Annotated in this window: 13 protein-coding genes; 9 read left to right on the top strand and 4 right to left on the bottom strand. The window is 50.3% G+C overall.

From position 1 onward, the window contains the following. Positions 1 to 52 precede the first annotated feature (52 nt). Positions 53 to 325: a DNA-directed RNA polymerase subunit omega gene (gene rpoZ, locus C6Y40_RS08495; protein ID WP_105934217.1), complete on the bottom strand. Its 273-nt coding sequence runs from the start codon at positions 323 to 325 to the stop codon at positions 53 to 55. Positions 326 to 407: 82 nt separating this feature from the next. Further along, positions 408 to 1,049 carry a guanylate kinase gene (gene gmk / locus C6Y40_RS08490; protein WP_105934216.1) on the bottom strand — a complete coding sequence of 214 codons (642 nt, stop codon included), beginning with the start codon at positions 1,047 to 1,049 and terminating at the stop codon, positions 408 to 410. Between the two features lie 178 nt (positions 1,050 to 1,227). On the opposite strand from gmk, the gene C6Y40_RS08485 reads away from it, so the two are divergent. From C6Y40_RS08485 to C6Y40_RS08450, 8 genes are all read left to right on the top strand, one after another. Continuing rightward, positions 1,228 to 1,896 (top strand): alpha/beta hydrolase, encoded by a 669-nt coding sequence (locus C6Y40_RS08485; protein ID WP_105934215.1) that lies wholly within the window; start codon positions 1,228 to 1,230, stop codon positions 1,894 to 1,896. 120 nt (positions 1,897 to 2,016) lie between these two features. After that, on the top strand, positions 2,017 to 2,946 hold the full coding sequence (gene hemC, locus C6Y40_RS08480) for a hydroxymethylbilane synthase (protein ID WP_420836930.1): 930 nt from the start codon (positions 2,017 to 2,019) through the stop codon (positions 2,944 to 2,946). Positions 2,947 to 2,952: 6 nt separating this feature from the next. Next, positions 2,953 to 3,666, top strand: coding sequence for a uroporphyrinogen-III synthase (locus C6Y40_RS08475; protein WP_105934214.1), 714 nt, complete (start codon positions 2,953 to 2,955; stop codon positions 3,664 to 3,666). A gap of 3 nt (positions 3,667 to 3,669) precedes the next feature. Continuing rightward, entirely contained in the window at positions 3,670 to 4,863 is a 1,194-nt protein-coding gene (locus tag C6Y40_RS08470) for a uroporphyrinogen-III C-methyltransferase (RefSeq protein WP_105934213.1), read from the top strand. Further along, complete coding sequence (locus C6Y40_RS08465) at positions 4,860 to 6,032, top strand: heme biosynthesis HemY N-terminal domain-containing protein (RefSeq protein WP_105934212.1); 1,173 nt, start codon at positions 4,860 to 4,862, stop codon at positions 6,030 to 6,032. Before C6Y40_RS08470 ends, C6Y40_RS08465 begins: the two co-directional genes overlap by 4 nt. A gap of 63 nt (positions 6,033 to 6,095) precedes the next feature. Then, a complete protein-coding gene (locus C6Y40_RS08460; protein WP_105934211.1) occupies positions 6,096 to 7,010 on the top strand; it encodes a winged helix-turn-helix domain-containing protein in 915 nt (304 codons plus the stop codon). Between the two features lie 127 nt (positions 7,011 to 7,137). Next, the gene (locus C6Y40_RS08455) at positions 7,138 to 7,539 is read left to right on the top strand and encodes a hypothetical protein (RefSeq protein ID WP_105934210.1); all 402 of its coding nucleotides are present in this window, start codon (positions 7,138 to 7,140) and stop codon (positions 7,537 to 7,539) included. Between the two features lie 11 nt (positions 7,540 to 7,550). Further along, on the top strand, positions 7,551 to 8,078 hold the full coding sequence (locus C6Y40_RS08450; protein WP_105934209.1) for a tetratricopeptide repeat protein: 528 nt from the start codon (positions 7,551 to 7,553) through the stop codon (positions 8,076 to 8,078). Positions 8,079 to 8,102: 24 nt separating this feature from the next. Here the strand turns inward: C6Y40_RS08450 and feoB are convergent, their stop codons facing one another. Continuing rightward, the gene (gene feoB, locus C6Y40_RS08445; RefSeq protein ID WP_105934208.1) at positions 8,103 to 9,923 is read right to left on the bottom strand and encodes a ferrous iron transporter B; all 1,821 of its coding nucleotides are present in this window, start codon (positions 9,921 to 9,923) and stop codon (positions 8,103 to 8,105) included. A gap of 37 nt (positions 9,924 to 9,960) precedes the next feature. After that, positions 9,961 to 10,194, bottom strand: coding sequence for a FeoA family protein (locus C6Y40_RS08440; protein WP_105934207.1), 234 nt, complete (start codon positions 10,192 to 10,194; stop codon positions 9,961 to 9,963). A 296-nt stretch (positions 10,195 to 10,490) separates the two neighbouring features. On the opposite strand from C6Y40_RS08440, the gene C6Y40_RS08435 reads away from it, so the two are divergent. Further along, the gene (locus tag C6Y40_RS08435) at positions 10,491 to 10,862 is read left to right on the top strand and encodes a VOC family protein (RefSeq protein ID WP_105934206.1); all 372 of its coding nucleotides are present in this window, start codon (positions 10,491 to 10,493) and stop codon (positions 10,860 to 10,862) included. The last annotated feature ends 365 nt before the right edge of the window (positions 10,863 to 11,227 follow it).

Here is an 11,227-nt window from a genome sequence, read left to right as displayed (position 1 = left end):
TTATAAAAGACACACTGGCGCTGTCAATTTGTGCTTCCGAGGACTACCCGATTTACTGATCAGACAGAATATTTGCAACTGATGCAAACTCAGCGTGTTCCTGATCCTGCTGGTCACGCAGCTCATCTTGCTCAAGGGTTTCAGCAGTAACCAATCCTTTTTCGATTTCGCGCAGCGCGATAACCGTTGGCTTATCGTTACTTACATCAACCATTGGATCTTTGCCTTCGGTGGCGATTTGGCGGGCACGACGTGCAGCAACCAATACCAGATCAAAACGGTTACCTACTTTTTCTACTGCATCTTCGACTGTTACGCGAGCCATGAAAATCTCCGATTCGAACAAAAATATTAAAAAAATGGCCGCGTAGTATACAACAAGCCATACTTAATTGGGTAGCAATAAATCACTCAGCGCTCAATAAACTCTCTATTAACGCCTGGTGACGTACTTTTTGCTTAGCCGTACGTAAACGCTGGGCTTCAACAATGCTGCTTAACTCCTGCAAGGTTTCGGAAAACTCATCGTTAACCAGCACAAAATCAAATTCATCGTAATGCGACATTTCTGACACCGCTTCCGCCATGCGCTTATCAATCACGCTCTGCTCATCCTGACCACGCTTAACCAGTCTTTCGCGCAGCGTTTCAGTAGACGGTGGCAGAATAAATATACTGCAGGTATCAGGCATCAGGGCTTTCACCTGACGGGCGCCCTGCCAGTCGATATCCAAAAATACATCAATGCCCTGGCTCAGAGTATTTTCGATGGTAATGCGGGACGTCCCGTAGTAATTGCCGAAGACTTCGGCATATTCGAAGAATGCCTGCTGGGCAATCAGCGCTTCAAACTGCTCACGGGTGACAAAATGATAATGCTCACCATCCACTTCGCCGGGGCGGGGTGCCCGGGTAGTGTGCGACACAGACACCTGCTTCGGATTAAAGTTAACATCCGGCGCTTTAGACAATAGCGCTTTTATCAAACTGGATTTACCGGCACCGGACGGGGCCGCTAAAATAAACAGATTGCCGAGTTGTGTGGTCATAATGGTGTTCTATGCTTCATTTTTATGATGAGGTTATACCGCGAAAGTGTAGCACACTCGGCGTCGACATAAACGCCGCATCCACAATATTCATCAATACCGGTAAGACCATTGTGCCTGTGGTCGGTGAGTGTTAATTTTAATCTGTAATAACAACAGCAAAAGGAACCATCGGTCAATGAGCAGTGCATTACCTTACATCGAAACCAACCCGGTCTCAGAGATTAAAGCCACCGTTATCTGGTTACACGGGCTGGGCGATTCCGGCCATGGTTTTGCGCCAATCGTTCCGGAGTTAAAGTTACCCGACACGCTGGGCGTGCGCTTTGTTTTCCCGCACGCGCCGGAACGTCCGGTCTCTATCAATGGCGGTATGCGAATGCGTGCCTGGTACGACATTAAATCAATGGATTTCGATAAACGTGCCGATCTCACCGGGGTCAGAGAATCTGCCGAACAGGTAGAACAACTTATTGAAGCAGAAATCAGCAATGGCGTTGCGCCGGAAAAAATCATCCTCGCCGGTTTCTCTCAGGGCGGGGTTATTGCGCTACATCTTGGCCCGCGTTTCAGCAAATCACTGGGCGGAATTATGGGGCTTTCAACCTACATGTGTCAGCCAGAGTTACTGGCCGATGAAGCCCATCCGGCCAATCAACAAACCCCGGTTTTTATGGCCCATGGCGAAATGGACGACGTGGTCCCTATTGCGATGGGCAAAGCCGCCCACGATACGCTCACGGCAAATCAGTACAACGTAAGCTGGCAGAGCTATCGCATGCAGCATAATGTCAACATGGATGAGATAAACGCCATCAGTCAGTGGCTGCAAGCGCGTTTGGGGTAGATCAAATACAGGCGGTATAACATCGCCTGTATCGGCAAAATCGTTTACACTTTGCGCTTTAGCGTCGCTGCAACAAAGCTGGCGCTGTGATTGAATTCAAATTTAAAGGCGAATATTGCAGTGAAGTCTTCCCGCACTATCCGAATTGCCACTCGTAAAAGTGCCCTGGCCATGTGGCAGGCCGAGTATGTTCAGGCACAGTTATTAAAGCATCACCCTGAGTGCAAGGTGGAGCTGGTTCCCATGTCGACCCAGGGCGACCGTATTCTTGATACACCGCTGGCAAAGATTGGCGGTAAAGGTCTGTTTATTAAAGAGCTTGAAATTGCCATGCTGGAAGGGCGCGCTGATATCGCCGTGCACTCCATGAAAGATGTGCCGGTAGAATTTCCCGCAGAATTTGGCCTGCATGCTATCTGCCCGCGGGAAAATCCGTTCGATGCCTTTGTATCCAATACTTATAACAACATTGACGAATTACCAGCCGGTGCCGTCGTAGGTACCAGTAGCTTGCGTCGTCAGTGTCAGTTAAAGCACCTGCGCCCGGATTTGGTTATTAAAGACCTGCGCGGCAACGTTAACACGCGACTGGCTAAACTGGACGCCGGTGATTACGATGCCATTATTCTGGCCTGTGCCGGTCTTATCCGTCTGGGTATGGAAAACCGCATTACCCAACCTATTCCCCAGGAGCAGTCGTTACCTGCAGTGGGGCAGGGCGCGGTGGGTATCGAATGTCGCAACGACGATGCCGAGCTCATTGAATTACTGGCAGCTCTTAATGATGCCGACACCGCTTCACGGGTGATTGCAGAACGCGCCATGAATGAACGCCTTGAGGGCGGATGTCAGGTACCGATTGGCAGCTTTGCTACCCTTGCGGATGACACACTGTCGCTTACTGGTATGGTCGGCTCGGCGGATGGTCAAACCCTGTTATACTCGAGTACCCAAGGCCACCGCGATAATGCCGTTGCGCTGGGCATAGAGGTTGCTGAGTCGTTGCTGGAGCAGGGTGCCGGTGAAATCTTAAAGGCTTTGCATCAGTAAACTACTATGTATCTAATCACCCGGCCGCTGGCAAAATTAGCCACCACTGACTCGGCTTTTGCCGAGGCCGGGTTGTCGGCCAGTGTGATTGCCTTACAGCAAACCAAAGAGCTCCCGGCCGGTATTGTCCGCGTACAGGATTTGCTGAAAGCTCATCCGGATGCCATTGTCATCGTTACCAGTACGGCGGCGGCCGCACCGCTGGCGGCGCATCTGGCTGGTGATATTGTCGGTCAGCCGCTGATTGCAGTCGGTCAGAGTACCGCTAACATTCTTACTCACGCCGGTTTGAACCCGGTCGTCCCTGATAACGAGAATTCAGAGGGCGTACTCGCTTTACCTTTGCTCAATGATTGCGCCAATAGGCACATTTTGTTATTAAAGGGTAAAGGCGGGCGCACCACAATCCCGCAACAATTAACCCTACGCGGTGCCAGGCTAAACGAGGTGGTTCTTTATGAGAGAGTGCCATTAATCCCCCCCGTATTTAGCCGGACCTGTCACTGGACACAACTGGCGGGCATTATTGTCACCAGTAGCGAACAGGCCCAGGCACTATTAAAACAATTTAATACCCAGCCGCTAACCGGTGTAAAATGGTTGACGGTCAGTGAGCGCATAGCGCAACAGCTTCATCAACAAGGCATCCGGCAAACGTATGTATGCCCTAAAGCCAGCAACGAAGCGCTCATTACATGGATTCAGCAGAATTGGGAGTGATATATGGCTGATCAGCAGCAACCAAACCAAGAGCAACCCAAGCAGTTGCCCGACACAGCCAGCGCCAAACAATCTTCGGCCAAAGCCGCTGCGCCCAAAAGCTCACCAGACAACCCTAAACCTGCTCAGTCTGCTCCGCCCAAAACGGCCAAAACCGGCCTGCTGTGGCTTATCACTCTGTTAAACCTGCTGTTACTTGGTAGTGCGGCCTATGGTGGATACTGGTACTTCAATCAGCACAGTGTTACCCAAACCAAACTCGACACGCTGCGCAGCGAGCTGAATAACGAGCTTGGCCAGAAACACAGCCAGATGACTAACCGCGCCGCAACGCTGGAACAACAAATCAGTGCCCAGGCAGCCGCCACCCAGGATGTACTGGACGGCGAAGCCGCTCAGCAGGCCACTGTGGAGCAACTGGAAAATCAACTGCAGGGCGCACTGGCACAAATTCAGGAATTAGATGGCCGCCGGCCCACCGACTGGCTAATAGCCGAAGCCGATTATCTGGTGCGCATGGCCGGGCGTAAAATGTGGCTCGAAAAAGACCTGCGCACTGCCATTATGCTGCTCGGTAATGCCGACCAGCGCTTAAAATCATTAGCCGATCCATCGGTTCTGCCGGTAAGAGCTTTAATCGCCCAGGACATTCAGGCCCTTCAACAGGTCAACCCGGTATCAGAAGTGTCGGTCGCGCTGGCCCTCGACGGCCTGGTTAAACAGGTTGATAAACTGGCCATTATCACGCCAAAAGAAGCAAACGAATTTACCAGTGACGAAGTCAGTGACTCCACCAGCGACTGGAAGCAAAACCTGCTAAATGTGTGGCGCTCACTGGTGGATGATTTTATTCGGGTTGAATATCGCGACGAACCCGTTGAACCCATGATGACTGCTCAACAGGAATGGCTGTCACGCGAGCAAATAAAGCTGGCCCTGCAACAGGCACAGGCTGCCGCTCTGGCCGGTGAACAGGCGCTGTATCAGGCCTCTGTTGAACGCGCTCAGGCGATAATCAGCGAAGACTACATTCAGACAAACAGTGATGTTTCAGGATTTCAGAGTGCCCTTAGCCAGTTAAAAAATACCGATATCAGCAAAGCCATCCCCACTGAACTGAGTTCACAGGCTGCCCTTGAATCGCTGCTCGATAGCCGGGTAAAACGTGTGTTTGGTGAAGGAGCCAGCGCACTATGAAAAAGCTAATTTATATTTTAGTCATCGTGGCGATATGCCTGGTCGCGATGATTGCCGCACCCTCATTAGTGGGCAACAAAGGCTATGTGCTGATACAGATGGGCAACCTGGTGGTAGAAACCAGTGTTGTTGCCCTGGGTATCATGATATTTATTGGCCTGGTAAGCTGGATCATAATCTCCACCTTATTCAGCCGCACCTGGCGTCTCACCAAACTGTCTGGCAGTTGGTTTGGCAACCGGTCACGCCGCAAGACACAAAAGGCCTTTTATCGCAGTATTCAGGCCCTGGCTGAGGGTGACTGGGATGCCGCGACCAAAGCGGCGGATCAGGCTGAAAACGGCGAGTTTGAAGGGGTAAACTATCTGGTTTCAGCGCAGGCTGCCGTGGCCAGAGGCCGCAAAGACACTGCCGAGCGCAAGCTAAACGAAGCGGCTGATTATGAGAGTTCCGCACTGGCCGCCAGAGTGACGCTGGCGCGTATGGCGCTGGCCGAAGGTCAGCCTGGCGACGCCTTAAAAGAGCTGGCTCAACTCAGCGACAAACAACAAGCCACTGCACCGGCCATTAAGTTAAAAGTGCAGGCGCTGGCCGAGAGTAATCAGTGGGCCCAACTGGAAGAAGAGCTGGGCAGCTATAAAAAAGTGCTCGGCGATGACTACGCCAAATGGTCTAAACAAATTGCGAAAGGCCGGCTGGCCGAAGTGGCCAGTAAACAAGGGGCCATTGCCCTCAAATCGTTCTGGGACAACCTGCCGCGCAAACAACGCAATGATATTGGCTACCAGGCCGCCTACGCCGAGCAATTGCTTGCTCAGGGCATGCATCAGGAAGCGCAAACCGTATTACTTGACTGGCAAAAGCGCGGGCCTCAGCCACAGCTGTTACCGCTGCTGAAAGGCTTACAATTACCTAATCCGGCACCTGCCATTAAGGCGCTGGAAAAATGGATCAAGGCTGACGACGAGAATCACGAACTGTATATGGTGCTCGGTCATGTAGCTTATAACGCCGGAGACAGTATGCTGGCCGACAAAGCACTGCAAAAAGCCATGAAGCTTAATCCTACCCAGGAAGGTTTACTGTTACTGGCCGAAATAAACGAAAAGGCCAACAACCGCGAATCGGCGATGGCCTTTTACAAGCAAAGTCTTAACCTTAAAAAGTAGTTTGGGCTCGCAATAAAACACGCGCCCGGTACCAGCCTGATTTTGGGGTTTTTGAGTAGGCTTATGAGTCGATTTATTATCGTTTTAGCACTCTTTGTGGCGATGCTGGAAATCGTACCACAACTTGCCCTGGCATCCCCAAACAACACCGAGATAAATGAATATCTGCAAAGTGAGTTGCAGCATATAGCAACATTAAATGAGCGCAGTGATGTAGCAGGCACCAGACTGTATATTTCTGCCTCGCCAGTCATCAACAGTGCGATAATTTGGCAAGCCGATGGTGAACAACACTATCCGGCTACCGCACAAGTACTCCATGTATTGGATCAGCCTGTTATCGCTGCCGAAAAGCGATTAAAAGCACTTGCAGAACTCGCCCGTCCCTGGCGGGCAGAAAAGGCAGATGCTTCGGGCGCCGAATTATTTTATTGCTATCGAACACAGCAGATCATTTGCGCACTGCTTAGTGTCGAGCAACTGGCCACTTTATTTTCTGTCTCGCCTGATGAGATCAATCAGCAACTCGCACTTGCCGATACTGAAGTGCCAAATCATAATTGGGTCACCTGGGGCGTAGCCGCTTTGGCGATACTGGGAATATCAGCAGGCAGCGTTCTTTTCTCGCGCCGTCAGCAACCAGCAAAGGCAACCCAAACACGACATCAGGAAGCCGGTTTCAGGTTAGGCGATCTGACAATCTACCCGAAACAACTGCGTGCCCTACGGCAAGACTTAGCCATCGACCTCACAGACAGGGACGTAAAGTTGCTGCAGCATTTTGCCAATCATCCTTGTGAAGTGATCACCAAACAAGCATTGTATGATGCCGTATGGGGCCGGGAATTTATGCCAAATAGCCGGGCGCTGGAACAACACATCATCACCCTACGTAAAAAACTCGATCCCGAAAAGAAGCTGCCAACGGTCATTGAAACCGTACACGGTCAGGGATACCGATTTAGCCCTCCCGCATAAGTCTCTATCACCATTTTTAATACAATCTTGCAAATTTCTTGCGAATTACTTTGCGTTTTCTGGCATATCCGATTGCCGTTTAGTGTGCAATGAACTGGTCGATTAACTAGCAACAAAAGGTATTACTATGTCCTGGATTGGAATTTGGTCAGAACACGCACAAACCTACCTGTTGGTGATAACGCTCATCACGTTTTTTGCTTTCAGTCTGCCGCTTTTTTTTAAGCCTTGTCTGTGGGCAAAGCTTTTACTGTGGAAGATTCCTGATGACACGCACCTGACCATTTACTTCGGAAGGTGCCTCGGCGCGTTTGCCATAGTCACCAATATTATGTTTATGCAAGCGGCTCTCTTTAACCTTGGAACGCCCTTTATCCTGCAATTTTTTATTCTGTTTTGCATTTTAATGGTGATCGTACACATTTGGGGCGCGGTGCTGCGTATTCAGCCTGTTACAGAAACTCTTGAAACCGGGTTTTGGGCGTTATTACTGATCCTCAATTTGCTGTTTTATCCTGTTCCGCAATAGGGGGCGCCATTATGAAAATCGTAAATTATGTGATGGTGCTGATGATTTTCCTGTCTCTGCAGAGTAGAGCTCAATTTATGGATGGCGAGCTTGATGAATATGGTGGCGCGTTAAATCCTACTGATTTTTCGTGGCATTACTATCAGGAACAAATGGACCGCTTCCCAGAGCGAATAGGCACGATCTGCTATAACGCCTACTTGCTCGACAAGGGCGGTCTACACAGTGACAGTGAAAAATTTTTAATCCAGTGCGCGCAGCGAGGTTCGACTTCGGCAATGATCTATTTAGCACTGCTTTATGAACAAGGCACTATCAGGGAGCCACAACCAGCATTATCAACCCGGTGGCTGGCTGAAGCCGCCAATGCCGGTAACCCGATTGCTCAGTATCATTATGGCATGGCGCTGATTAATGGCGTCGGTATAACCAAACAGCCGCAATCGGGCATACAATGGATAGCCGAGGCAGCTAAACAGGGAGAAGTGTTAGCCATAAAGCATTTAGCAAAAACCCGCTGCCTTAACGCGCATTGCTAGTAATCCTATTAATTAAGCGGTCTGTTAAAGCAGACCGCCTATCTGGTTAACCGCTACCGCAATCGCGTAAGCCAGTAATCCGTATGCCACATATAAGCCCCAGGACAGTTTACTGCTGCCACTTTCACCTTTCAGCATGGCCACCGTTGCTACACACTGCAGCGCTACCACGTAAAACAACATCAGGCCTAATCCTGCTTCTGTGGTCATGCCGTCTGCCTGTACCCGTTCAGCAAGACCGGCAACGTCTTCATCTGCGCCTTCCAGTCCAAACAGAGTCCCCAGCGCGCCTACAAACACCTCACGGGCCAGGAATGACATCAGAATGGCCACACCATAACGCCAGTCGAGTCCCATCGGCGTAAAGATAGGTTCAATAAAGTGCCCGATCTGACCCAGCCAGGAGTTTTGTAACGTTGAGTTCAGAGGGAAATAGCCTAAAACCCAGATCCCCACCGACACCATAAAGATAATGGGGCCAGCGCGCTTAATAAACATAATGCCGCTGTTTAACACGCGTTGGAACAGTGGTTTCCAGTGCGGCAAGCGGTATGTTGGCAGTTCCAGAATAAACGGCATATCGGTTTTTTCCAGATCCCGGGGTAAAAAACGATTAAGGATCTGACTGACCACCAGAGCCATAAAAATACCAAAGAAATACAAACCAAAGAACGCCGCGCCCTGCATATTGAAAATGCCCAGGAACGTCTCATTAGCCGGCACCAGCACTGCTACCAGCAAAGCATAAACCGGCAGGCGTGCAGAGCACGACATTAGCGGAATAGTAAGCATGGTGATGAGGCGTTTATGGGGTGATTCAATGGTGCGTGCCGCCATGATAGCCGGAATGGCACAGGCATGACCGGATAAATACGGAATAAAGCTGCGCCCGGAGAGCCCGAAGAAACTCAGCGGCCGATGACACATTAACGCTGCCCGGGCCAGATAGCCGGAGTCTTCCAGCAGGCCAATGATAAGGGTAAGTACCATTATCTGCGGGACAAACACCAAAAAGGAACCAAAACCACCAAAGATGGCATCGTTAATAAAGTCGTGCACCACGCCTTCTGCGGTAATCGCACCCACACCACCGGCGAGGGTTCCAATAAAATCTTCCACCCCGTCCATTAACGGCGTCGCCAGAGTAAAAATGCTCTGAAATAACACGAACATCACAGCAATAAAGATAAAGCCGCCGGTCCAGTTATTGAGCATGAAATTATCGATACGATTCTGGTTTTTGAGTACGATATCGTGCTGAATGCCGAAATCCCGGGCCAGTTCCTGACTACGCTCGGCAGCATCTGCATGAGGTGTGCTGTTGTTTGTGGCATAACGCGCTGGTTCACCAGCCATGCCCAGTAAACTCTGCTTAAACTCGTGTAAACCGTCTAACGAACGGGCCGATAGTGCCAATACCGGACTGCCCAGGGCTTTTGACAGGCCGTCGGTATCGATGCTCTCGCCCACACGCTTTACTTCGTCAATAAAGTTAAGGGCAAACATTACTGGCTTATTATGCTCAAAAGCGAGTCGCTGCACCTGTAGACCCATCACCAGGCTCTGCGCCAGACGTGTGGCGTCGAGCACTACCAGCACCATCGAGGTGTCATCGTCAGCTACCGAGCGTTTAATTTCATCAACTGCGATCACTTCGTCGCGGGTAAGACCATTCAATGAATACGCGCCGGGCAAATCTACCAGTTCGAACTTGTCACACTTACCCCGAGTAATTTCAACGGTAATACCTGGATAGTTGGCGACTTTCTGGCGTAACCCGGTAAGCTGGTTAAACAGCAAACTCTTACCACAGTTGGGTTTACCTACCATTAAAATGCGTTGCATGAATACGGCTGTCCTGAATTGAGACTAACTGGATATTTCAGTCAGTGGGGGAAATCTGAATACGGGTGGCCAGGTCGTGCTCCATAGCAAAAATACTACCACCTAACTGCATGACCATTGGCCCGCCTAAGGGACCGCGGCGGATGCACTGGACATCACGGCCTGTGGACAGGCCCATTTCGCTAAGGCGGGCAATAATTTGTTGATCGAGGGAGGCGTCAATTTGAGTCACCTTGGCAGACTTTGACTTACCTAATTCCCATAACGTCATACTTATAACACCTAATCAGTGGCACCTGCTGGCCAAAACTGTGCTACGGGCACCCGCGCACCAATTAAATAACAATCATTCCCATTTAGACTACCAGAATTTGACCAGTCAGGCTATAGCAGACCGGGTTTTGTTCGTTGTCGGCAGACGATTTGTTGAGATTAGTCCGTTTTGCCCCATATGTCTTATAGAACAAAGACCTTATCAGGCCTGATAAATATTCATTCCGTGCTCTGTGGTCTTGCTCTACACTACCTTACAAGCCAATGGGGCCTGTTAATAACAAGGAATTTTACATGATTGCTTACACTATCGTTGGTACCAACAATATTGCAAAGGCCGCTGCCTTTTACGACGAACTGCTCAGTCTGGCAGGCGCACAACGCGCTATAGACGCGCCGCGCATGATTGCGTGGGGCAATAACCCTGCCGCACCAATGTTCGCCATCGCAACCCCTTATGATGAAAAGCCAGCGACCGTGGGTAACGGTAGCATGGTGGCAATTGCTGCTACTGATCCTGATCAGGTAAACGCTTTTTATGCTAAAGCCCTTGAACTGGGTGGCACCACAGAAGGTGAGCCTGGTGTGCGTATGGACGCCTATTACTGCGCGTATGTTCGCGACCTCGACGGCAATAAACTGAATTTCTTTTGCATGGCAAAATAAACAGCACAAGTAAAGAATCCACCTTCAAAAAAAAGGAGGCTTTGTTTAAATCGAAGAAAGGACAATAATTGTGCCCTTCTTCAGTGTTGTCATTGTCACTGGCAGACATAACAAACTAGAAGAATCATCATGGATGAGGATTCAGTCGATGCGGCACAGGGACGTGCCGTCATTGACGGTCTAGTTTGTTCTGTCAGGGACGATGGCGCTTTTCACTGATAAGGGCTGCGGGGAGTCCAGAGTGGTTCCCGGTCACCGGGTCGCACTACCCCCTCTGGTCGCTGTCGGCGACTCCGACAACAATGTATAGACACCTTTCTTTGCCAGCTTAAATCTATGCGGGCAAAGCCCTACCACGAATGATA

Origin of the sequence: Marisediminitalea alba (assembly GCF_002993365.1) — a bacterium.
Taxonomy (GTDB): domain Bacteria; phylum Pseudomonadota; class Gammaproteobacteria; order Enterobacterales; family Alteromonadaceae; genus Alteromonas; species Alteromonas alba.
Note: the sequence above shows the minus strand (reverse complement) of the source record. Positions and strands in the feature narration are given on the sequence as shown.

Bases quoted from the DNA above. Each gene is read 5' to 3' on its own strand.
- C6Y40_RS08450 (WP_105934209.1), top strand. From the start codon at position 7,551: ATGAAAATCGTAAATTATGTGATGGTGCTGATGATTTTCCTGTCTCTG.
- gmk (WP_105934216.1), bottom strand. From the start codon at position 1,049: ATGACCACACAACTCGGCAATCTGTTTATTTTAGCGGCCCCGTCCGGT.
- rpoZ (WP_105934217.1), bottom strand. From the start codon at position 325: ATGGCTCGCGTAACAGTCGAAGATGCAGTAGAAAAAGTAGGTAACCGT.
- C6Y40_RS08460 (WP_105934211.1), top strand. From the start codon at position 6,096: ATGAGTCGATTTATTATCGTTTTAGCACTCTTTGTGGCGATGCTGGAA.
- C6Y40_RS08435 (WP_105934206.1), top strand. From the start codon at position 10,491: ATGATTGCTTACACTATCGTTGGTACCAACAATATTGCAAAGGCCGCT.
- C6Y40_RS08440 (WP_105934207.1), bottom strand. From the start codon at position 10,194: ATGACGTTATGGGAATTAGGTAAGTCAAAGTCTGCCAAGGTGACTCAA.
- C6Y40_RS08455 (WP_105934210.1), top strand. From the start codon at position 7,138: ATGTCCTGGATTGGAATTTGGTCAGAACACGCACAAACCTACCTGTTG.
- C6Y40_RS08475 (WP_105934214.1), top strand. From the start codon at position 2,953: ATGTATCTAATCACCCGGCCGCTGGCAAAATTAGCCACCACTGACTCG.
- C6Y40_RS08465 (WP_105934212.1), top strand. From the start codon at position 4,860: ATGAAAAAGCTAATTTATATTTTAGTCATCGTGGCGATATGCCTGGTC.
- C6Y40_RS08485 (WP_105934215.1), top strand. From the start codon at position 1,228: ATGAGCAGTGCATTACCTTACATCGAAACCAACCCGGTCTCAGAGATT.
- C6Y40_RS08470 (WP_105934213.1), top strand. From the start codon at position 3,670: ATGGCTGATCAGCAGCAACCAAACCAAGAGCAACCCAAGCAGTTGCCC.
- feoB (WP_105934208.1), bottom strand. From the start codon at position 9,923: ATGCAACGCATTTTAATGGTAGGTAAACCCAACTGTGGTAAGAGTTTG.